The sequence below is a fragment of the Metabacillus sediminilitoris genome (genome assembly GCF_009720625.1).
GTDB classification, from domain to species: Bacteria; Bacillota; Bacilli; order Bacillales; family Bacillaceae; genus Metabacillus; species Metabacillus sediminilitoris.
In genome coordinates this window covers 4,176,527-4,199,152 of sequence record NZ_CP046266.1, presented here as the reverse complement: position 1 = coordinate 4,199,152, position 22,626 = coordinate 4,176,527, and the positions used below count along the sequence as shown (strand labels likewise).

The following is a 22,626-nucleotide window of genomic DNA, read 5'->3' as shown; positions in this document are numbered from 1 at the left end:
TTTTAGCCCTGCACATTAAACACACATGAATAGTATTTTTAGATATGTATTCATGTGTGTCTACATCCCAGGGATGTAGGCTAAGTTTGGATTTATTTCATTTTTTATTTCAATTGAAGCACTCTTAAAGGGTGCTTTTTTTATAAGCAACAATGATTCCTCTTTACATCTACTATTTTTTTATTGATAATAGTTACAATATAGTAAAACTTCTAACAATTATTTATTTCATTATTAAATATTATTACTCAAGACAAAAATGTTTTGAATAGTGTAGGTCATATTAAAGTTTTTATAATAAAAAAGGTGATTCCATGGCAAACGAACAAGTATTATCTTCCGAGCAAGTGATTGAAAAGGCACAGCGCTATCTTTCAGCTGACGATACCGCTTTTATTCAACGCGCCTATGACTTTGCTGAGGAAGCACATCGTGAACAATTTCGAAAATCAGGTGAACCATATATCATCCATCCAATTCAAGTTGCTGGGATATTAGTTGAATTAGAGATGGATCCATCTACTATAGCAGGTGGATTCTTACATGATGTAGTGGAAGACACTGATATTACCCTCGACGACCTACGTGGAGAATTTGGTGATGAAGTAGCCATGCTCGTCGATGGTGTTACAAAATTAGGAAAAATTAAATATAAATCACAAGAAGAACAGCAAGCTGAAAACCATCGAAAAATGTTCGTGGCGATGGCACAAGATATCCGTGTAATTTTAATTAAGCTTGCAGACCGGCTTCATAACATGAGGACATTAAAGCATTTACCACAGGAAAAACAGCGTCGTATTTCAAATGAGACGCTAGAAATCTTTGCTCCACTAGCACATCGCTTAGGGATTTCTAAAATAAAATGGGAACTTGAAGATACATCGCTACGTTATTTAAATCCTCAACAATACTATCGAATTGTTAATTTAATGAAGAGGAAGCGACAAGAACGTTTAGAGTATTTAGATCAAGTAATTGAAGAAGTTCGTGACCGCGTTGCAGAAGTGAACATCGAAGCTGAGTTTTCAGGGCGTCCAAAACATATTTATAGCATCTATCGGAAAATGGTCCTTCAAAACAAACAGTTTAATGAAATATATGATTTATTAGCTGTTCGGATTGTCGTAAATAGTATTAAAGATTGTTATGCTGTGTTAGGAATCATCCATACATGCTGGAAGCCTATGCCTGGCCGATTTAAAGATTATATTGCTATGCCAAAGCCTAATATGTATCAGTCGCTCCATACAACAGTGATCGGACCTAAAGGTGATCCACTTGAGGTTCAAATTCGTACGTTTGAAATGCATCAAATCGCTGAGTTTGGTATTGCTGCCCATTGGGCATATAAAGAAGGCAAAGAAATTGATGATAAATCAACATTAGATAAAAAATTATCTTGGTTTAGAGAGATATTAGAATTCCAAAATGATGCTACAAATGCTGAGGAATTCATGGAATCGTTAAAAATTGATTTATTTTCTGATATGGTTTTTATTTTCACTCCTAAAGGAGATGTCATTGAGTTACCATCAGGATCTGTACCGATTGATTTTGCCTATCGCATACATTCAGAAATAGGAAACAAAACAATCGGTGCGAAAATAAATGGAAAAATAGTGACATTAGATTATAAGCTGAAAACAGGAGACATTATTGAAATATTAACGTCAAAGCATTCCTATGGACCAAGTCAAGATTGGTTAAAACTTGCGCAAACATCTCAAGCAAAAAATAAAATTCGTCAATTCTTTAAAAAGCAGCGCCGTGAAGAAAACGTTGAAAAAGGAAAAGAATTAGTTGAAAAAGAAATCAAGAACCTTGAATTCGATGTAAAAGAAGTCATAACAGACGAAAACTTACAGCGTGTAGCTGAAAAGTTTAATTTCTCAAATGAAGAGGATATGTATGCGGCTGTCGGATATAACGGTATCACTGCCTTACAAGTTGCAAATCGTTTAACAGAAAAGATGCGTAAAAAACGCGATCAAGAAGAACAGGCTAAAAATATCAAAGAAGTGATAAATGAAGCAAAACATATTTCTTCATCATCTGCTAGAAAGCGTGATGCAGGTGTTCAAGTAAAAGGCATTGATAATTTACTTATACGCTTATCTAAGTGCTGTAATCCTGTACCTGGTGATGATATTGTCGGCTTTATTACAAAAGGACGAGGGGTTTCTGTTCACCGTGAAGATTGTACAAATGTTCACACTGAGGATGCGAAAGAGCGATTAATTGATGTCGAATGGGAAAATCAACCATCATCAAGTAAAAAAGAATACAATGTGGAAATCGAAATCTTAGGGTATGATCGTCGTGGATTACTAAATGAAGTCCTACAAGCAGTAAATGAGACGAAAACAAATATTTCCTCAGTATCAGGTAAATCTGATCGAAATAAAGTTGCAACAATTAACATGGCCATTTCAATATCGAATATAAATCATTTGCAAAAAGTGGTCGAACGAATTAAGCAAATCTCAGATATTTATTCTGTACGAAGAATGATGAATTAAGGTAGGGTAAATTGTGAAAGTAGTTATACAACGAGCAAAGGACGCTAAAGTAATAGTAGAAGAAAAAGTTGTTGGTCAAATTGAAAATGGTGTAATGGTCCTGGTAGGAATTACACATGATGATACACAAGAAGATGCTGAATATCTTGCAGAGAAAATTGCAAATGTAAGAATCTTTGAAGATGCTTCAGGTAAAATGAATGATTCGTTATTAGATGTAAATGGACAAGTCTTATCTGTTTCACAATTTACATTATACGGCGATTGTCGAAAAGGAAGACGCCCAAACTTCATGAATGCTGCAAGACCAGACTTTGCCAACGACCTCTACGAGGTATTTAATGCGAAATTAAGGCAAATCGGTTTACACGTGGAAACAGGAAAATTTGGAGCGATGATGGATGTTCAATTTACAAATGCTGGTCCTGTGACACTAATTATAGAGAGCAAATAAAAAGGTTAGGTCTCACCTATTGGAGGTGAGACCTAACCTTTTTTATACGAAGGCTGTTTTCGCATACTTTGTTGCTATTTACCAAGTAATGCGGTGTGGTTAATTTCCGCTCCAGATGCTCGCTTTCCGCGGGGCGGGCGGTGAGCCTCCTCGGCGCCTGCGGGGTCTCACCTGTCCCGCTGCTCCCGCAGGAGTCTCGCACTTTCGCTCCAATCAACCTTAAATAGTTTTCGTTTTAAAAAACAACAATTTGTACGAAAATAGCCTATACTAAAGATAGTGTTCGTTTTATCTATTTATTTTGTGCCCCGCTAAGAGCTTTTTCCTTACAATAGCTTCTTATGTATTTTCTTATTTGAAATACTGTGTTAAGCCATTAAATATCCCTTGTGAGACCCGTTCTTGATAACTAGAAGTATTTATTGTTATTTCCTCAGTACGGTTACTTAAAAATCCTAGTTCTAAAAGTACCGCAGGTTTTTTATTTTCTCGTAATACATGGAAGTTTCCGAATTTTTTACGGCGGTTTTTTAGTTTTGTTTGTTTTACTACTTCTGTATTCATTGTAGATGCTAATGGCCCGTCTTTTAATGTATTGTAATAATATGTAGTTGTCCCATTAGCGCTTCTATCAGCTGTACTATCATAATGAATGCTTATAAAGGCTTCAGCATTTCGATAATGTGAAGTGCTTACTCGAGAATTTAGACTAATATATGTATCATTTGAACGTGTTAGAGAAACATTTGCACCAGCTGATTTTAGCTTATTATAAACTAATTTAGCAGTCGTTAAAGTTAGATTTTTTTCAAGTGTACCTCGGCTTCCCACAGCACCACTATCTTGTCCTCCATGCCCTGGATCAATTACAATTGTTTTGCCTTTTACATATTGTTCAGATCCAGGTTTAGTAACAGGGGATTGAACACCGCTAGCTTCTACAACCCAGCCTGCTATATAACCTGTATTACTATTTCCGAGCTTTATTTTATACCAATCTCCAACAGTTTCAATAATCTCAAATAAGTCTCCACTATTAGCCCTTTTTACTACACTATAATTTGTTGAGGCTCCTGAACGAATGTTTGTACCATCATAAATAATTTTTACTTTCTTTTTACTGTCGTTATTGGAAGGATTATTACTGGAATCAGCAGTTTTTGAAATGTACCTGCTAGAAACCCAGCCTGATTTATTCGTACCATAATTAATTTTATACCAATCATTCTTTTCCTCTATAATGGTTACCTTTGTCCCTTTACGAACAGATCCAACAACCTTACCGCTTAAAGCTCCGCTATTTCTAACAGTGAGTGAAGTAGCTGTTACAGTACCGCTTGTATTTAATTTATTTGAGTTAGTTGACGATGAATCTTCAGAAGGTGTTTTAGCTGAATCAATAGAATCGAATTTTAAATAATCACTATGCACCCAGCCTTGAAGACTATTGGTTTTGATTTGCATCCAATTGCTTTGTTCTTTGACAACTGTCACAGTAGCATTCTTTTTTAAACTGCCCACTCGAACACCAGATGCAGAAGGTGTCTTTCTTACATTCAAAGAAGTTGCATTTACACTAGCTTTTTTATTCATACTTGATGCTGTATTTGAATTTTGATTAGAAGTGTTTAGCTTCACATAATCAGAAGATACCCAACCTTGTTTTCCTGAATAGGAGATTTTAATCCATTCTCCACTCTTTTCTAAATAAGCTGCCGTTTTTCCTTTTTCAAATACCCCGATAACACCAAATGAAGTTCCCGGTCCCGAGCGAAATCTTAATCCGGTTGCATTTGAAACAACTGTGCCACTGCCGCTAGTAATGGATTGAGTGGAGGAAGATGTGGCTGACGTTTTTTTCTGAGTAACAAGCCATCCTGCTACCCATCCGGTTGAATTTCTCGATAACTTGATTTTTATCCAATCATTCTTCTTTTCGACAACATCATATACTTGTCCCTTTTTTACCTTTGCGGTAACAGACGAAGTAAGAGCTGCATTGCTTCTCACATTTAATAGATCAACATTGATAATGACCTGATCATTTGCTGCAGATCCTTTTTCCGTATGTAGAAATGCAGCTACAAAGAGAAGAGTCATACATATGTATATGATCATTCCTTTCTTAATCAAATATAAATCCTCCTTTTTATAGTTGCTAATTAACCATTTCTCTAGTAATATCGACAATCCTGTAAAAAGTTGAAATAAAATCTTCCAAATTAGGAAAAACTATTGCTAATGACCTTTTTGACAAGGAGGAAAAGTTGATGCGTAATAGTGAAAAAGGGGAGCTAATGCACTCTCGTAAAGATGTTTATGGAGTTGATTTTCATGATTTTATGGTAAAAGAACAGAATGATACGTCCTTGGAACTTGCATCAGAATTTGGTATTTCACTTGAGCAAGTGAGGAGTTTGAAAAAACATTTAAATCGTTCTTGACATTGTACGTCAATAACTCGTATGATAAGATAAAATTCGATACGTACTGATTCAATTATCATTCATTACATAGACTTTGAACCATTGAGGGAGAAAAGTAAATAAGACTACACATGAATAGAGAGGAAATGTCCTAGGCTGAAAGCATTTCTACATGATGACTTATTGAAAAACACTCCTTAGGTTTCTCTTCGAAAAACCAATTGTTTAGTAGATGAGAACGTTACAGGCGTTAACTGTTCAAGTGGAAGTGGCAAGTATGGCTATTTCAACTAGGGTGGAACCACGGGTATAACTCTCGTCCCTACATTATGTAGAGACGGGAGTTTTTGTGTTTGAAGGAACTTTTTGTAATGCTTAAGGTCTACAGGTCGAGTAATAGCTGTCTTTGTGATTAACGTAGCGAGATTGACTTTGCATAAAAGGGCTGTTGTTAATGCACCTAAGATTTTAGAAGAGGAGGAGAAAGTATGTCATTCCAGATTCCTAGAGGAACTCAGGATATTTTACCTGGAGAAGTTGAGAAATGGCAGTTTATTGAAAATACTGCACGTGATTTATGTAACAGATACCAGTATAAGGAAATTCGTACGCCGATCTTTGAACATACAGAGTTATTTTCTCGAGGTGTTGGTGAAAGTACAGACATCGTTCAAAAAGAAATGTACACGTTTTTAGATAAAAAAGGAAGAAGCATAACGTTACGACCTGAAGGAACAGCTTCAACCGTTCGTTCTTTTGTGGAGAAAAAGCTATATGCTAATCCATCACAACCAACTAAACTCTATTATATTGGGCCAATGTTCCGTTACGAACGTCCGCAAACTGGGCGGTATCGCCAATTTGTCCAATTTGGTATTGAGGCACTTGGAAGTAATGATCCTGCAATTGATGCAGAAGTTATTTCTCTTGCAATGTCATTATATCAATCGTTAGGTTTAAAAAGCTTAAAGCTTGTCATTAATAGCTTAGGTGACGGCGATAGCCGCAATGCACATCGCCAGGCATTAATTGAACATTTTGAGCCAAGAATTGGTGAGTTTTGTTCTGATTGTCAAAATCGATTAAAGCAAAATCCTTTACGAATACTGGATTGTAAAAAGGATCGCGACCATGAATTGATGAAAACAGCTCCATCTATTCTTGAGTTTTTAAATGAAGAATCAAAAATTTATTTTAATAAAGTGCAACAATATTTAACTGCAAATGGGATTTCTTTTGAAGTGGATCCTGGTCTTGTAAGAGGCTTGGATTATTATAATCATACAGCTTTTGAAATTATGAGCAATGCTGAAGGGTTTGGCGCGATTACGACACTATGTGGAGGCGGTCGCTATAATGGTTTGGCACAAGAAATTGGTGGACCTGAAACACCTGGAATTGGGTTTGCATTAAGTATTGAACGTCTTTTAGCAGCACTTGAAGCAGAGGGAGTCAATTTACCAATTTCATCTGATATCGATTGCTATATCGTGACAATGGGGGATCAAGCAAAGGACCGTGCTGTCTCATTACTTTTTGAAATGAGAAACGCTGGGTTACGGGCTGAAAAAGACTATGAAGATAAGAAAATGAAGGCTCAATTCAAAGCGGCAGATCGCCATCATGCAAAATATGTTGCGGTTTTAGGTGATGATGAGCTCGAAAAGAATGTCATAGCTGTAAAAAATATGGAAACTGGTTCACAAGAAGAAATCGCCATAGATCAACTAATTACTTACTTAAAACAACAAACTATTTAATAGAGCAAAAGGAGAGGATCCCATGTTTGGCCGTACATATTATTGTGGAGAAGTACCAGAGTCAGCAATTGGAGAAAAAGTCGTATTAAAAGGTTGGGTAGCAAAAAGACGTGATCTAGGAGGAGTCATTTTTATTGATCTTCGTGATCGCACAGGTGTTGTGCAAATTGTTTTTAATCCTGAAATTTCCGCAGAAGCATTAGCAATAGCAGAAAGAGTACGAAGTGAATATGTATTAGATATAACTGGGAAAGTTGTATTACGTGATGAAGAAACAGTTAATCCAAATGTCCCAACTGGAAAAATTGAGGTTTTAGTTGAGAATGTAACGATCATTAATGCAGCAAAAAACCCGCCATTTATGATTGATGACAAATCAGAAGAAGTATCAGAAGATGTGCGCTTAAAATATCGATACCTTGATTTAAGAAGACCAGCATTGTTTAATACGATTCAAATGCGTCATAACGTAACAAAATCAATGCGTAATTTCCTTGATGAAAAGGGATTCTTAGACATTGAAACACCTATTTTAACAAAAAGCACACCAGAGGGTGCACGTGATTATTTAGTTCCGAGCCGTGTGCACGAAGGTGAATTTTATGCCTTGCCACAATCACCACAAATTTTCAAGCAATTGTTAATGGTGTCTGGCTTTGATAAGTACTATCAGATTGCTCGTTGCTTCCGTGATGAAGATTTACGTGCTGACCGTCAACCTGAATTTACACAAATTGATATTGAAGCTTCATTTATGAGTCAAGATGATATTATGTCAATGACAGAACAAATGATGGCAAGAATTATGAAAGAAACAAAAGGCGTTGATATTGAGCTTCCTATTCAAAGAATGCCTTATGATGAAGCAATGGGCCGCTTTGGTTCAGACAAGCCTGATACACGCTTTGGCTTAGAGCTTGTTGATGTAGGTGAAATTGTAAAGGACAGCGGATTAAAAGTATTTAGCTCGGTTGTCGCGAACGGTGGTCAAGTAAAATCGATAAATGTTAAAGGCGCAGCTGATAAATACTCTAGAAAAGATATGGATACTTTAGCTGAATTTGTTGCACCTTATGGAGCAAAAGGACTAGCTTGGCTTAAAGTGGAAGAAGATGGATTAAAAGGACCGATTATTAAATTCTTTACAGAAGATGAACAAAAAGGGCTGCTTACAACAATGGATGCGACAATCGGAGACTTACTTGTGTTTGTTGCAGATAAAAAATCAGTCGTTGCAGATGCACTTGGAGCACTTCGTTTAAAGCTTGGGAAAGATTTGCAATTAATTGATGAAAGCAAATTTAACTTCCTTTGGGTTATTGATTGGCCATTACTTGAATATGATGAGGCTACAAAGCGTTATTATGCTGCACATCATCCATTTACAATGCCAGCCAGAGAAGATTTAGGTTTATTTGATACAGATCCGGGTAATATGAAAGCACAGGCATATGATATCGTTCTGAATGGTTATGAGCTTGGCGGTGGTTCAATCCGTATTTTTGAAAAAGACGTACAAGAAAAAATGTTCAAACTCTTAGGCTTCACCGAAGAAGAAGCAAAAGAACAATTTGGATTCTTACTAGAAGCATTTGAATATGGTACACCACCACATGGCGGTATCGCACTTGGTTTAGACAGACTTGTAATGTTATTAGCTGGTCGTACAAACCTAAGAGATACAATTGCATTCCCTAAAACAGCAAGTGCAAGCGATTTGTTAACAAATGCCCCTAGTGCTGTAAGTGAAGCACAATTAGAAGAATTAAATATTGAATTACGTGACTAATTGAGGGAACATTCTCTTTTGTCAAGATCTTGAAATGAGTTTTTCGATATGATATTATTTTAAAAAATAACGATCAAAAGCGTAAGCGACTTGAACAGCCCCGACAAGCAAAAGACCTCAAGGGACTAGTCGCTGGAGCTGGATGTCGAAGTGTTTTCCTTAGTAAAAGAATTTTATTATTTCCAAACCGAAAACACAGTCCTGATGTGTTCGTTGTACACCTAGTTTTGACCTAACATTTTTTATACGGGAGCTTGGGTTTCTGGACCTGCGTAAATGCCTCTAACTCGTACTTGAGGACTTACAAACCTCTGGAATAAAGCACCCACCTGCTAAGGGCGGGATCAAAACGAGGGAAACGGCGACGGCACGATTGGGACTACTACATAAGCTTTAATTTAGGGTCTGACATCTCTTATTGAGGAGTCAGACCTTTATGTTTTTCTTGTAAAAAAACTTGCTTTTCTAAGTATGTATGTTATATTCGTTTTCGGGTAAAAATACTGTCATTATTTATGTTTGTGAATTTAATTGGATTGTAAATGGAGTGAGGTAATTGCTACATCAATTTTCTCGTAATGAATTAGCAATAGGAAAAGAAGGATTGGATATCCTTAAAAATAGTACAGTAGCTGTTCTAGGAGTCGGCGGGGTTGGTTCATTTTCTGCTGAAGCCCTTGCAAGATCAGGAGTAGGCAGAATTATTTTAGTTGATAAAGATGATGTTGATATAACGAATGTTAATCGCCAAATTCATGCTTTATTATCAACAGTTGGCAAGCCAAAAGTTGATTTAATGGAGGCGCGTATTAAGGACATAAATCCTGATTGCGATGTTATCTCTCTTAAGATGTTTTATACAGAAGAAACGTATGAGCAGTTTTTTCATTATAAAATTGATTATGTCATTGATGCTTCGGATACGATTTCTTATAAGATTCATTTAATGAAAGAATGTTTAAATCGAAATATACCGATTATTTCTAGTATGGGTGCAGCAAATAAAATGGACCCAACCCGATTCCAAGTGGCTGATATTTCAAAGACGCATACAGATCCAATTGCTAAGGTGATACGTACACGGTTGCGTAAAGACGGCATTCGCAAAGGAATAAAAGTTGTTTTCTCAGATGAAAGTCCAATTGTCATTCGTGAAGAGGTCAGAAAAGAAGTAGGCAATGATGCTGCACAAATTCGAAAGGCTAAGATGCCGCCATCCTCTAATGCCTTCGTTCCATCAGTTGCTGGGTTAATTATGGGTGGGTATGTTATTACGGATTTATTAAAAACAATAAAAATTGTTCGAGTGAAGGATGAAAAATAAGAAAGAGGCTATTTTTAGTCTCTTTTTTATTTTGTCTTGGAATTATAAACTGTTGGCTCTTTTCTAAGAGATTGTTGCTTTTAAAACGAAAACTATTTAAGGTTGATTGGCGTAGATTACGAGACTACTGCGGGGAGTAGCGGGACAGGTGAGACCCATAGGCGATTACGGTCGAGGAGGCTCACCGCCCGCCCTGCTAAAAAGCGAGCATCCTCTCGCTGCAATCAACCACGCCGCATTACTTGGTACATAGCAACAAAGTTTGCGAAAACAGTCTAACTGTTAAATTTCTAGATACATTAAAATATAAAAGTGTGTATATTATGTTCCTAATGTATGTTATGGCAGGATTCTTCTGCAAGTTCAGACATATTTTTTGCTTGGTTGAGAATACTCATGAGCAATTTATAATCATGTTCAATTTTTTGGCTATGCTGCATACTTTGCTCGTATTTTAATCTCAGTTCTTCATTTTTTTTCTTTAGTTTTTGATTTTCCAATTTTAAACGCTTGTTGTCATCCCTTAATTCCAGGTTATTTCTATCTGGATAATTCTGCAAGAAATCGATACAATCATCTAAGGTGAGAGTTCGAATCGTCTCTTGCCTGATAGGAATTTCCTCGTTCTTATCTGATTTACGTTTCAATGTTTTTAGTTTTTCACCATTTTTTTTGGCGTTTTTTTGTACTTGTTCAAGTTTCATATTTTTACTTTGAGCCAAACGCTTTTTTTCTTTTTTTTCTTTTTTTGCGTGCTCAACAGCTTGTAAGTATTGACCACGCACTTCAGCGTTCCACCGATAGCCACATGCTGCAGAGGTTCGATTTAATTGATCACCGACCTCATCAAAAGCAGCAACCTGTGTACTGCCATCACGAATATGTCGCAGCACAGTTTCTGCAAGAAGTAAATCATCATCATGTGTCCAAGCATCTTGTCTACTCTTCATGATATCCTCCTATTATCCCAATCGTGACGTGCACTAGCACCTCTGCCTCAAGATGAGTCTGAAGTAAAAAAGAAAGGTGGAGGGAGTTTTGTCCGTAAGATTCGACGACTTAGTCAGGCGAAAGCCACAAAATGTGGCACTTGTGAATAGGATAAGGGTACCACTCACAGATGGAAGTCTCCTAAAAGTATACTCTGACAGTCATTTAATTCTAGCGTCTCCGAAACTCTCCCTTTTATTCAAGTTAGTAGTTTCATATTGATCAAGGATGCTAATTACTTTCTTTGTTGGTTTAAAAGCTTTTCATAAACCTGACTAAGTGTTAACTCAAATTTACCCGTCTTTTTTGGTTCATAGTAAACTTTATTTTTTAAACGGTCTGGTAAATATTGTTGTTTTACCCAGCCATTATCATAGTCATGAGGATATAAGTAATCTATACCTCGGCCTAACGATTTTGCCCCTTGATAATGTGCATCCTTTAGATGTTGTGGCACTTCTCCAATTTTTCCAGCCCGAATATCTGCAATGGCAGTATCTAATGCTTTATATGCACTATTTGATTTCGGTGAAAGGCATAATTCAATAACTGCATTCGCAAGTGGAATTCTAGCTTCAGGAAACCCTAATCGTTCAGATGCTTCTATTGCTGCTAATGTTCGTTGGCCTGCTTGTGGGCTTGCAAGTCCAATATCTTCGTAGGCAATGACTAATAATCTTCTATTTAAACTAACGAGATCGCCTGCTTCAATGAGTCTTCCTAGATAATGTAGGGCTGCATTTACATCAGAACCTCTAATCGATTTTTGAAAGGCAGAAATGACATCATAGTGGGGATCCCCGTCTTTATCATGTACTAAGCTTTTCTTTTGCAGACATTCCTCAGCGATCGATACATCAATATTTATTACGCCATTCTCATCTGCTTCTGTCGATAATACAGCTAACTCAAGAGCGTTTAATGCAGAGCGAACATCTCCTCCACTGCTTTGAGCAAAATAATTTAGAGCACTTTCTTCAATGACAATATTTTGTTTGCCTAAGCCATTTTCCTTATCATCTATGGCTCTATGTAATGCCTCTTTAATATCTTGCTCATTTAGAGAATGTAGTTCGAAAATTTGACATCTACTCCGAATGGCTGGATTGATTGCATGGTAAGGGTTACTTGTTGTAGCCCCAATTAAAATAATCATTCCGTTTTCTAAATATGGTAATAAAAAATCTTGTTTTGCTTTATCAAGGCGATGTACTTCATCTAAAATTAAAATGACTTTTCCAGACATTTTCGCTTCTTCAACAACAATTTCCATATCTTTCTTATTGTTTACTACTGCATTCAGCTTTCGAAATGCTGTTTTGGTACTGCCTGCTATCGCTGTAGCGATCGAAGTTTTTCCTACACCAGGCGGACCATATAAAATCATTGAAGACAAATGCTTGGCTTTTACCATTCGATGAATGATCTTGCCTTCATTAACTAAATGCGTCTGTCCAATAATATCTTCTAATCGTTTTGGTCTCATTCGATATGCTAAAGGTTGTTTCAAAATAAACACTCCAAACGGATAAAAATGACTTTGTTATGTGGAATAGATAAATAGGTAAGTAATGAAAAATCACATTGAGAACAATATGTCCTAGCAGTAAAGTTGGTTTAAGTGCCTAATAAGTTAATAATATGCTATAATGGCTAATGTTCAAAGAAAGAACTCAAAAATGACCGCACATTCTTAGATGATCCATATTTGGGTTTAGTAGCACCTAGAGTTTTCAACTTATGAATCGAGGGATCTTCATGGAGAAAATGAAAAGTTGTTATACTCATTTAATAAAATGGAGTATATATTTTATTGGGCTTTTAATCATGACATTTGGTGTCGTATTAACGATTAAAGCTGATTTAGGGGTTTCCTCATGGGATGTCCTGCACATTGGCCTTTATTATCAATTCGGATTAACGATTGGAACATGGTCAATTATTATTGGTGCACTGGTACTTATATTCACAACATTATTAACGAAAAAGCCTCCACAATTAGGGGCATTTATTAATATGATATCGGTTGGGATCTTTATGGATCTTTATTTAATGATTCCCTTTCTTCAAACGCCTGAATCATTTATCGGACAATTGATTATGCTGATGGTAGGAATTGTCGTATTAGGCTATGGAATGGGATTGTACCTTTCTGCTAAAATTGGTGCAGGTCCTCGGGATAGTTTAATGATGGCCTTTGTTGCAATAACGGGAAAATCAATCTCTCTAATAAGAGGCAGTATCGAAATCATTGTACTAATAATTGGTTGGTTTTTAGGTGGACCAGTATTTATTGGAACGATTATTACAACTGTAACAATCGGATATATAGCAGGGATTATGATTCCGTTTTGTCAAAAAACAACAGACCGAATATTAAACAAACAATATCGTGAAAGAGGGAATTTACCGAGAGGCGAGTTCCTAGATCAGAACATATAGGAGTGTTTGGATGAAAATATCTACAAAAGGACGTTATGGGTTAACAATTATGATAGAGTTGGCACGTAAGTTTGGAGAAGGGCCAACATCTTTAAAAAGTATCGCACAATCACATGATTTATCTGAGCATTATTTAGAGCAATTAATTGCTCCGTTACGTAATGCAAGGCTTGTAAAAAGCATAAGAGGTGCATATGGCGGTTATATTTTAGGAGACGAACCGAAAAACATTACAGCAGGTGATATTATACGTGTTCTTGAAGGACCTATTAGTCCAGTTGAAGTGTTAGAGGATGAAGAGCCTGCGAAAAGGGAACTTTGGATACGAATTCGTGATGCGGTAGTAGATGTCATAGATAACACAACACTAGAAGACCTTGCAAGCTACACAGAAGATGGCGGCCAAGAACCTTATATGTTTTATATTTAAAATGGTATTTATCAGAAAAGCGGAAGCGCCTGTTTAGCCCCGGCAAGCAGATATTCAGAAATAGAAGGTGTATTTTACCTTCAATTTCTGAATGGCTTATGACCTCGAGGGGCAGCTGGAGCTAGACAATCAGAAAAGCGGAAGCTGCTGTTTAGCCACGACAAGCTTAAGACAGTAAAAACACGATTTCCTGTCTATACTGCAACTCGCACTTCTGCTTACTATGTTTTAGGTAACATCGTCTTGTGTTATTGAATAGAAAAACGGGGGCATCCTAATGTAGCCTCTATCAAATAGTATGTTTGATTGATATTAAGAAAGAAGGCGTTTTTGGTGAGACGAATTTATTTAGATCATGCTGCAACTTCCCCGCTTCATCCAGAAGTCGCTGAGAAAATGATGCCGATTATGATCGAAAACTTCGGTAATCCATCAAGTATCCATTCATTCGGTAGAGAGGCTAGACGTATTTTAGACGAATCAAGAAGAACGCTAGCTGGTACGATCGGAGCGAAACCAACTGAAATTATTTTTACAAGCGGTGGTACAGAGGCTGACAATCTCGCAGTTATTGGTACTGCATTAGCGAATAAGCATGCAGGAAATCACATCATTACAACTCAAATTGAGCACCATGCTGTTCTTCATGCTTGTAAGTTTCTTGAAGGTAATGGATATAAAGTAACATACTTGCCTGTTAATGAGCATGGATTAATTACTCCTGAGCAAGTTAAGAAACACTTAACAGATCAAACGATCCTTGTTTCAATTATGTATGGGAATAATGAGGTTGGTTCCATACAGCCAATTCGGGAGATTGCTGAATTATTAAAAGATCATCATGCAATTTTCCATACTGATGCAGTACAAGCTTATGGCTTAGAAAAAATAAATGTGAATGAATTAGGTGTTGACCTTTTATCGGTTTCAGCTCATAAAATAAATGGACCAAAAGGTGTCGGTTTTCTATTTGCAAAATCCGGAATTAAGCTTCAACCATCTCTATATGGTGGAGAACAGGAGCTTAAACGCAGAGCAGGCACTGAGAATGTTGCAGGTATTTACGGGTTTAGTCAGGCTGCAGAGCTTGCATTAAATACACGTGAACAAAAAACAAAACAATACAAATCATATAAGAAGAACATGATTGCGATATTCGATGAACACAACCTACAATATGAGATCAACGGTTTATTGGAAGGATTACCTCATGTATTTAATCTATATTTCCCAAAAACACATATTGAATCATTATTAGTAAATTTAGATTTAGCTGGGATCGCAGCTTCAAGTGGTTCAGCATGTACAGCAGGTTCTGTTGACCCATCACATGTATTAGTTGCTATGTTCGGTAAAGAATCTGATCGAATTATTTCTTCTATCCGGTTTAGCTTCGGTTATGGACTAAATTCTGGAGATATTCAATATGCAGCACATGAAATCGCAAAAATTATTAAAAGAGTTACAGCTTAGAGTATTTGGGAGGTGAATAGGATGGAAAAAGATCCTAAAGATATTAGAGTCGTAGTTGGGATGTCAGGTGGAGTTGACTCCTCAGTTGCGGCCCTTCGTTTAAAAGAGCAAGGCTATGATGTAATTGGAATTTTTATGAAAAACTGGGATGACACAGATGAAAATGGTGTATGTACAGCGACAGAGGATTACAACGATGTGATAGAAGTATGTAATCAAATCGGTATTCCATACTATGCAGTAAATTTTGAAAAACAATATTGGGATAAGGTATTTACGTATTTCTTAGATGAATACAAGGCGGGAAGAACACCTAACCCAGATGTTATGTGTAATAAAGAAATCAAATTTAAAGCATTTTTAGATCATGCGATGTCACTCGGAGCAGATTATTTAGCAACAGGTCACTACGCAAGAGTGGAATATCTTGATGGTGAATACAAAATGCTTCGCGGTATAGATGAAAACAAAGATCAAACATATTTTCTTAATCAATTAGGACAAGAACAGCTTTCAAAAGTTATGTTTCCATTAGGAGATATTGAAAAACCTATGGTTCGTGAAATAGCAAAGAAAGCTAATTTAGCAACTGCTACTAAGAAAGACAGTACTGGGATTTGCTTTATTGGTGAACGGAACTTTAAAGAATTCTTAAGCGGTTATTTACCAGCTCAGCCTGGAAATATGCAAACACTTGATGGTGAAATTAAAGGAAAACATGAGGGACTCATGTATTATACAATCGGCCAACGACATGGTCTTGGTATTGGCGGTAGTGGTGATCCATGGTTTGCTATTGGAAAAGACTTAAAAAATAATGTGTTATATGTTGATCAAGGTTTTCATAATGAACTTTTATATTCAGATTCGATCATTGCTACAAATGTTAGTTGGGTTTCTGAAAAACCTGTTTCTGAATTAACTTGTACTGCTAAATTTCGCTATCGTCAAGAAGATAATGAAGTTGTCGTTCATATGATTGATCCAACAACAGCAAAGGTGACATTTAAAAAACCAATTCGTGCAGTTACACCAGGTCAAGCTGTCGTCTTTTATGATGGTGAAGTATGTCTTGGAGGCGGAACAATTGATGATGTCTTCAAAAATGGTGAAAAGCTGTGGTATGTAGGGTAAAGGTAAGTTATGATCGTAAAAGGGGGTGACGAGTTGTTTAGTCAGCCCCTTTTACATATGAAAAGATAAGATATTATTTCGAAATTTTGAAAGAGGGTTATACATAATGGATACGAATCAACGTGGAATCGAAGCAATGCAAAAGGGTGATTTTGAGAAAGCAGCAACGATTTTTTCGGATGCAATTGAAGCAAATCCTGATGATCCTATTAGCTACATCAATTTTGGAAATTTGCTTTCTGCTGTAAATGAACTTGAAAAAGCATTAAAGTTTTATGAGAAAGCACTTGAATTAGAGCCTAATGCAGCAACAGCTTATTATGGAGCAGGAAATGTTTATTTTAATCTAGAAAATTATGAAGAAGCGAAGAATATGTTTGAAAAAGCGTTGAAAAAAGGGTTGGATCAAGGTGATTTACATTTTATGATAGGGATGAGTTTAGTTAATCTTAATCAAAACCGCTTTGCACTGCCTTATTTTCAACGTGCTGTGGAATTGAATGAACAAGATAAAGATGCAAGATTTCAATATGGGTTATGTTTAGCACAATTGGATTTAGTAGATGATGCATTAATCCAATTTCAAGAAGTTGTGAAATTAGATGATCAGCATGCAGATGCTTATTATAATCTTGGTGTTGCATATGCTTTTAAAGAAGATGGGGATCAAGCGAAACAAATGCTAGAAAAAGCGTTACAAATTCAACCTGATCATTTATTAGCTGGTCATGCCTTGAAAATTATTACAACAAATAACGAATAGGACAATCGATTTTTCGAAGGTAGAGAGGAGAACAGATTCATGCAGGAAAGTGCGGATTTATTTGGGGAAAATGAACGATATGTAAAGGGATTAGTAAAGGTTGTCATTTTTCACAATGAGCAAAACTTATATTCTGTGTTAAAAGTAAGAATACATGAAACAAGTGAAGAGATTGAAGATAAAGAAATAACCGTCACTGGTTATTTTCCGCACCTGCATGAAGATGAGACTTATACCTTTTTTGGCTCACTAACAAATCATCCAAAGTTTGGTCAACAATTTCAAACAGAACATTTTCGAAAAGAAGTCCCAGAAACAAAGGAAGGGATTATTCAATACTTGTCAAGTGATCTTTTTAAAGGGATAGGCAAAAAGACAGCAGAGGCGATCGTTGAAAAGCTTGGAGAATCAGCCATTACTAAAATCCTTCAAAATCCCCAGGTGTTAGATACTATACCAAAAGTAAATAAAGATAAAGCAAAGCAATTAGTTGATGCGCTTATTTCACATCAAGGGCTTGAACAAATCATGATATCTTTAAATCAATTTGGATTTGGACCACAGCTTGCCATGAAAGTCTATCAGGCTTATCAGGATCGAACGTTAACAATCATCCAAGAAAATCCCTATCAATTAGTAAATGATGTAGAAGGAATTGGTTTTATACGTGCTGATGAGTTAGGACAGCAAATTGGAATATCAGGGAAAAGTCCTGAACGTATTAAAGCAGCATGTCTCTATAGTATTGATTACCAATGCTTACAGGAAGGTCACGTTTTTTTAACCTTGGAACAGTTAATTGTCAAAACAAAGGAATTACTTGATCATTCCAAACAAGAGACCATTCATGAAACTGAAATTGCAAATGAAATCATTGCTCTAGGAAATGAAAAGAAAATCATTGTTGAAGAAGAAAGAGTGTATCTTCCCACTTTTTATTATGCGGAACAAGGATTGGTTAAAAATATTAAGAAAGTACTAGAGCAAACTGAATATCAGGATCTTTTTCCAGAGTCTGAATTTTTACTATCACTAGGTCATTTAGAAGATAAAATGAAAGTTCAGTATGCCCCCACTCAAAGAGATGCTATCCAAAAGGCTTTAATGTCACCTATGCTTTTATTAACAGGGGGACCTGGTACCGGTAAAACAACTGTTATCAAGGGGATAGTCGAATTATATGCTGATTTGCACGGATGTTCACTTGATCCACAGGATTATAAGAAAGAAGAGTCATTTCCTATCTTGCTTGTTGCACCAACAGGGCGTGCGGCAAAACGAATGAGTGAAGCAACTGGTATGCCAGCCGTAACAATTCATCGCTTATTAAAGTGGAATGGGGCAGATGGATTTGAGCATGATGAAAATAATCCTATTGGAGGAAAACTTCTTATTGTTGATGAAGTTTCAATGGTTGATATATGGATTGCAAACCAATTGTTTAAAGCTTTGCCTGAGAATATTCAAGTTGTAATGGTAGGTGACGAAGACCAGCTCCCATCTGTAGGACCTGGACAAGTTCTTCGTGATTTATTAGCATCAGATATCATTCCTACAGTTCGCTTAACAGATATATATCGTCAAGCTGAAGGCTCATCGATTATTGAACTTGCACATGATATCAAACAAGGAAGATTGCCGCAAAACATTACAGCACCCACATCAGACCGTTCCTTCATTCAATGTTCTCAAGCACAAATGAAAGAAGTTATTGAAAAGGTCATTAAAAGCGCAATTAATAAAGGATACACAGCAAAAGATGTGCAAATATTGGCTCCTATGTATAAAGGTCCAGCTGGGATAGATCAGTTAAACAAATTACTTCAGGAGTTATTTAATCCAAAAACACCAGGTAAGAGAGAAATGCAGTTTGGTGAGGTGATGTATCGAAATGGGGATAAAATTCTTCAGCTCGTGAATCAACCTGATAGCAATGTCTTTAATGGTGATATAGGGGAGATTGTTTCTATTTTTTATGCGAAGGAAAATACTGAAAAACAAGACATGATTGTTGTCTCCTTCGATGGAAACGAGGTTACATACACAAAACAAGATTTCAACCAATTTACTCATGCTTTTTGCTGTTCTATTCATAAATCACAAGGGAGCGAATTCCCGATTGTTGTCATGCCAATCGTTAAAGGTTATTATCGCATGCTGAGGCGCAACTTAATCTATACAGCTATTACAAGGAGTAAACGTTCTTTAGTTATATGCGGAGAAAAAGATGCCCTGCAGTGGGGAATTTCTAATAGTGATAGTTCAGAAAGACAAACGAGTCTTATGCAAAAACTATGCGGATCTTCAGAAGTCGATGAAATCGATGAACTACAGAAGGAACTTCCATTTCCTATTGAAGATGCAAATATCGGCATGGAAAACATAACACCATATGATTTTATGGAGATTGTCGAATAAAACGCATAAAAACGATCTTTGTCATGATCATTATCGAATGGTTAATACTGGTCAAAATTGATTTTTACGAAGCTAGAAATGTTTATAAATTTAGGTTTTATTCATTACCTTCAATGGAAAACGTTACACCGTATGACTTTATGGCTGTAGGCTAAAGATAGTAATGTTCGGAAAGGTGGGGATTTTCTTTGCGAACATTTTCAAAGCTAAAAGGCCTACCGGTATATAGTAATCATGATGGGAACATTTTAGGTTATGTTACAAATTTATGTTTATCTTCCAATGGCTTTGTTCACGGTTTGATGATCGAAGGGAAAGGACTGTTTCAGCGTGATCGATTTGTTCCTATTCATTCGATCCATGCACTTGGAGAGAACGGTGTTATGGTTGATGATAAGAACAAGTTACTCTCGATACAAGAAATGAGAGGGAACTACACATACAGCACATATGATGATATCCATTTTAAAACAGTTCTTACGAAAGACGGAGAACGACTTGGATTATTAGAAGATGTATATTTTTCCGAACAAATGGGCACAATTGAGGCATACGAATTGACGGATGGTTTTTTTGCTGACATTGCTGAAGGAAAAAAAGTGGTTAAAGCTTCAGGAGAACCACTAACAATAGGCAAAGATACAATCGTCATCGACCTATGAATATAAAAGAGGTGTGCCCGTTTGTTATCGTGTCCAAATTGTAAAAGCAAAGACCTAGGGAAGATCGGTGTGAATCAATACTACTGCTGGAGCTGTTTTATTGAACTTTCTGTCGCGAAAGGGAAGATTCTAACACATCAAGTTGAAGAGGATGGAACGTTAAGTTCGCTTGATGATTTATTTTCTGATGATGAACGATCAATAAGCATGTAAAGGGGAGATAGGTCTTGAATCGTACTGTAACCTCAATAGTATCTATGGGTGTAGGTGCTGCAGCATATTATTTTGCTCGTAACTCTAACATGACATCAAATCGTTCGATGAAGAAAATGAGAAGACGCATTATGAAAATGTTTTAAAAAATAAGAAGCTGACAAATGTCAGCTTCTTATTTTTTGTGAAAGTTTAAGTCCGTAACTTTTTTGAGTGCAAAGGATTCCATTTAGTAGCTAATTATCTTTGTTAAATGGCAGTTGACTTTTATTATGTATAATATTCCAATTACCTTCCACAATAAACGGAAAGAGGAGTGGAATTTATGAGAGATCGGCAAATAAAATGGTTGTTTAGAATTACAATATTATTACTGGGTTTACTGACCATTTATGTGTTTTTTATGCTGCATTCTATTTGGGATCCTTTTTTTCTAATGTTCAAAGCAATCTTTATTCCATTTTTAATAAGTGGGTTTATCACATACTTGCTACACCCTGTTATTGAAAAGCTCCATCATACTGGACTGCCGAGATCACTATCGATCCTTATTATATATTTATTGTTCTTTGGGATTATTGGATATGGTTTTTATCGAGGTGTCCCTGTTTTAGTCAACCAACTTAGAGACCTGTCGGAAAATTTCCCTCAGTTTTCATCAACATATAATCATTGGATTGATTCCATCCATGATCAAACAAATCAATGGCCAGAAGGGATCCATGAACGAATTGAAGGTATGTTTCAACAAACAGAAGAATGGTTGGCAATAACAATTGAAAAATTAATTAACAGCTTAAAAGGTATTTTTGATTATATGTTGTTAATTGCGATCATTCCTTTTTTAGTTTTTTATATGTTAAAGGACTATGATCAATTAAAAAAGGCTGCATGGTATTTGACTCCTCGGAAATGGAGGAATGATGCCGTTCAGTTTATTAAAGAGCTTGACCATTCTTTAGGAAATTACATTAGAGGCCAGTTATTTGTATGTATCATTATAGGAAGCTTAGCTTCTTTATCTCTTTGGATATTTAAAGTTAAATATCCTTTAATATTAGGCTTATTAATCGGAGCTACAAATATTATTCCGTACTTTGGACCTCTCATTGGGGCTGTTCCAGCATTAATTATTGCAGCAACAATGTCAACTAAAACAGTTATGATCGTTATCGTTCTTATTCTCTCTCTGCAATTTATCGAAGGAAATATATTAGGGCCATTAGTTGTTGGAAAAAGTCTTCACATGCATCCAATCGTCATCATGCTTGCTCTGCTGGCCGGAGGAGAAATCGGAGGTGTGATAGGCTTGATGATTGCCGTCCCGATTGTTGTTATTTTACGTGTCATGATTATTCATTTTGTACAATTAAAAAGGCGCCATTGACAATTATACACGGCTTGTCTATAATCACGATAGAATATTGCTAAATCAATGATGGAACAAAGTATGTTGTGACCGCTTTTATAGAGAGGAATTTCCTTGGCTGTAAGAAATTCTAGAGTAGGACAACAGAAAGCTATTCCTAAGTGCAGGCAAAAACTGCCGTTTAATCCACGTTACGGTCTAATAAAGGTGATGGACATTTACCATTAAGCGCAAACATTCCGCATTTCATTGTCCATAATCAGGGTGGTACCGCGAGCTAACTCTCGTCCCTGTGGAAAGAGGAATTCTTTACACAGGGACGAGAGTTTTTGTTTTGTTCAATTTACTGGCAAGTACTTTTAAGACGATTGAGGATAGTAAAAGTTAACTAATTCTCAATATCCCGTATGGGGGTAACATCCAGACTGAGTGGTTGACTTTATAAAAATGCTTACAA

Annotated in this window: 19 protein-coding genes, 1 other RNA gene and 2 other annotated features; of the genes, 17 read left to right on the top strand and 3 right to left on the bottom strand. The window is 36.3% G+C overall.

What is annotated here, in order from left to right; genetic code table 11:
- Positions 1-314: 314 nt before the first annotated feature.
- Both GMB29_RS20230 and dtd read left to right on the top strand, forming a co-directional pair.
- A complete protein-coding gene (locus tag GMB29_RS20230; RefSeq protein WP_136351902.1) occupies positions 315-2,522 on the top strand; it encodes a RelA/SpoT family protein in 2,208 nt (735 codons plus the stop codon).
- Positions 2,523-2,535: 13 nt separating this feature from the next.
- On the top strand, positions 2,536-2,976 hold the full coding sequence (gene dtd / locus GMB29_RS20225; protein WP_136351901.1) for a D-aminoacyl-tRNA deacylase: 441 nt from the start codon (positions 2,536-2,538) through the stop codon (positions 2,974-2,976).
- 351 nt (positions 2,977-3,327) lie between these two features.
- On the opposite strand, the gene GMB29_RS20220 is transcribed toward dtd, so the two are convergent.
- A complete protein-coding gene (locus GMB29_RS20220) occupies positions 3,328-5,109 on the bottom strand; it encodes an N-acetylmuramoyl-L-alanine amidase family protein (RefSeq protein ID WP_136351900.1) in 1,782 nt (593 codons plus the stop codon).
- Positions 5,110-5,246: 137 nt separating this feature from the next.
- Between GMB29_RS20220 and GMB29_RS27115 the strand changes: the two genes are divergently transcribed.
- The 5 genes from GMB29_RS27115 (at position 5,247) to GMB29_RS20200 (ending at position 10,275) form a co-directional block, all read left to right on the top strand.
- The gene (locus tag GMB29_RS27115; RefSeq protein WP_168733775.1) at positions 5,247-5,420 is read left to right on the top strand and encodes a hypothetical protein; all 174 of its coding nucleotides are present in this window, start codon (positions 5,247-5,249) and stop codon (positions 5,418-5,420) included.
- A gap of 75 nt (positions 5,421-5,495) precedes the next feature.
- Positions 5,496-5,729, top strand: a binding site (T-box leader).
- Between the two features lie 161 nt (positions 5,730-5,890).
- Positions 5,891-7,162 (top strand): histidine--tRNA ligase, encoded by a 1,272-nt coding sequence (gene hisS / locus GMB29_RS20215; protein WP_136351899.1) that lies wholly within the window; start codon positions 5,891-5,893, stop codon positions 7,160-7,162.
- 22 nt (positions 7,163-7,184) lie between these two features.
- Positions 7,185-8,951: an aspartate--tRNA ligase gene (aspS, locus tag GMB29_RS20210; RefSeq protein ID WP_136351898.1), complete on the top strand. Its 1,767-nt coding sequence runs from the start codon at positions 7,185-7,187 to the stop codon at positions 8,949-8,951.
- 195 nt (positions 8,952-9,146) lie between these two features.
- Positions 9,147-9,335, top strand: a non-coding RNA gene (gene ssrS / locus GMB29_RS20205) — 6S RNA.
- Between the two features lie 172 nt (positions 9,336-9,507).
- Entirely contained in the window at positions 9,508-10,275 is a 768-nt protein-coding gene (locus GMB29_RS20200) for a tRNA threonylcarbamoyladenosine dehydratase (RefSeq protein ID WP_136351897.1), read from the top strand.
- A 329-nt stretch (positions 10,276-10,604) separates the two neighbouring features.
- On the opposite strand, the gene GMB29_RS20195 is transcribed toward GMB29_RS20200, so the two are convergent.
- Positions 10,605-11,225 (bottom strand): RsfA family transcriptional regulator, encoded by a 621-nt coding sequence (locus tag GMB29_RS20195; RefSeq protein ID WP_136351896.1) that lies wholly within the window; start codon positions 11,223-11,225, stop codon positions 10,605-10,607.
- A gap of 275 nt (positions 11,226-11,500) precedes the next feature.
- Entirely contained in the window at positions 11,501-12,751 is a 1,251-nt protein-coding gene (locus tag GMB29_RS20190) for a replication-associated recombination protein A (protein ID WP_168733789.1), read from the bottom strand.
- A gap of 272 nt (positions 12,752-13,023) precedes the next feature.
- Between GMB29_RS20190 and GMB29_RS20185 the strand changes: the two genes are divergently transcribed.
- The 10 genes from GMB29_RS20185 to GMB29_RS20140 all read left to right on the top strand — a co-directional run bounded on the left by GMB29_RS20185 (position 13,024) and on the right by GMB29_RS20140 (position 22,187).
- A complete protein-coding gene (locus GMB29_RS20185) occupies positions 13,024-13,707 on the top strand; it encodes a YczE/YyaS/YitT family protein (RefSeq protein ID WP_136351895.1) in 684 nt (227 codons plus the stop codon).
- A 10-nt stretch (positions 13,708-13,717) separates the two neighbouring features.
- Positions 13,718-14,137, top strand: a complete 420-nt coding sequence (gene cymR, locus GMB29_RS20180; RefSeq protein ID WP_136351894.1) for a cysteine metabolism transcriptional regulator CymR — start codon at positions 13,718-13,720, stop codon at positions 14,135-14,137.
- Between the two features lie 333 nt (positions 14,138-14,470).
- On the top strand, positions 14,471-15,610 hold the full coding sequence (locus tag GMB29_RS20175; RefSeq protein WP_136351893.1) for a cysteine desulfurase family protein: 1,140 nt from the start codon (positions 14,471-14,473) through the stop codon (positions 15,608-15,610).
- A 21-nt stretch (positions 15,611-15,631) separates the two neighbouring features.
- Positions 15,632-16,744: a tRNA 2-thiouridine(34) synthase MnmA gene (gene mnmA / locus GMB29_RS20170; protein ID WP_136351892.1), complete on the top strand. Its 1,113-nt coding sequence runs from the start codon at positions 15,632-15,634 to the stop codon at positions 16,742-16,744.
- A gap of 106 nt (positions 16,745-16,850) precedes the next feature.
- Complete coding sequence (locus tag GMB29_RS20165) at positions 16,851-17,507, top strand: tetratricopeptide repeat protein (RefSeq protein WP_136351891.1); 657 nt, start codon at positions 16,851-16,853, stop codon at positions 17,505-17,507.
- Positions 17,508-17,546: 39 nt separating this feature from the next.
- A complete protein-coding gene (gene recD2, locus GMB29_RS20160) occupies positions 17,547-19,925 on the top strand; it encodes an SF1B family DNA helicase RecD2 (RefSeq protein WP_136351890.1) in 2,379 nt (792 codons plus the stop codon).
- 188 nt (positions 19,926-20,113) lie between these two features.
- Complete coding sequence (locus GMB29_RS20155; protein WP_136351889.1) at positions 20,114-20,587, top strand: PRC-barrel domain-containing protein; 474 nt, start codon at positions 20,114-20,116, stop codon at positions 20,585-20,587.
- A 21-nt stretch (positions 20,588-20,608) separates the two neighbouring features.
- Entirely contained in the window at positions 20,609-20,800 is a 192-nt protein-coding gene (locus tag GMB29_RS20150) for a hypothetical protein (RefSeq protein ID WP_066334501.1), read from the top strand.
- 14 nt (positions 20,801-20,814) lie between these two features.
- Positions 20,815-20,946 (top strand): YrzQ family protein, encoded by a 132-nt coding sequence (locus GMB29_RS20145; protein WP_136351888.1) that lies wholly within the window; start codon positions 20,815-20,817, stop codon positions 20,944-20,946.
- A 179-nt stretch (positions 20,947-21,125) separates the two neighbouring features.
- Positions 21,126-22,187 (top strand): AI-2E family transporter, encoded by a 1,062-nt coding sequence (locus GMB29_RS20140; protein WP_136351887.1) that lies wholly within the window; start codon positions 21,126-21,128, stop codon positions 22,185-22,187.
- A gap of 39 nt (positions 22,188-22,226) precedes the next feature.
- Positions 22,227-22,464: a binding site (T-box leader), on the top strand.
- Positions 22,465-22,626 lie beyond the last annotated feature (162 nt).

Excerpts from the sequence above, each read along its gene's own strand:
- GMB29_RS20230 (WP_136351902.1), top strand. The coding sequence starts at position 315 with ATGGCAAACGAACAAGTATTATCTTCCGAGCAAGTGATTGAAAAGGCA.
- GMB29_RS27115 (WP_168733775.1), top strand. The coding sequence starts at position 5,247 with ATGCGTAATAGTGAAAAAGGGGAGCTAATGCACTCTCGTAAAGATGTT.
- hisS (WP_136351899.1), top strand. The coding sequence starts at position 5,891 with ATGTCATTCCAGATTCCTAGAGGAACTCAGGATATTTTACCTGGAGAA.
- aspS (WP_136351898.1), top strand. The coding sequence starts at position 7,185 with ATGTTTGGCCGTACATATTATTGTGGAGAAGTACCAGAGTCAGCAATT.
- GMB29_RS20195 (WP_136351896.1), bottom strand. The coding sequence starts at position 11,225 with ATGAAGAGTAGACAAGATGCTTGGACACATGATGATGATTTACTTCTT.
- GMB29_RS20190 (WP_168733789.1), bottom strand. The coding sequence starts at position 12,751 with ATGAGACCAAAACGATTAGAAGATATTATTGGACAGACGCATTTAGTT.
- GMB29_RS20185 (WP_136351895.1), top strand. The coding sequence starts at position 13,024 with ATGGAGAAAATGAAAAGTTGTTATACTCATTTAATAAAATGGAGTATA.
- cymR (WP_136351894.1), top strand. The coding sequence starts at position 13,718 with ATGAAAATATCTACAAAAGGACGTTATGGGTTAACAATTATGATAGAG.
- mnmA (WP_136351892.1), top strand. The coding sequence starts at position 15,632 with ATGGAAAAAGATCCTAAAGATATTAGAGTCGTAGTTGGGATGTCAGGT.
- GMB29_RS20165 (WP_136351891.1), top strand. The coding sequence starts at position 16,851 with ATGGATACGAATCAACGTGGAATCGAAGCAATGCAAAAGGGTGATTTT.
- recD2 (WP_136351890.1), top strand. The coding sequence starts at position 17,547 with ATGCAGGAAAGTGCGGATTTATTTGGGGAAAATGAACGATATGTAAAG.
- GMB29_RS20140 (WP_136351887.1), top strand. The coding sequence starts at position 21,126 with ATGAGAGATCGGCAAATAAAATGGTTGTTTAGAATTACAATATTATTA.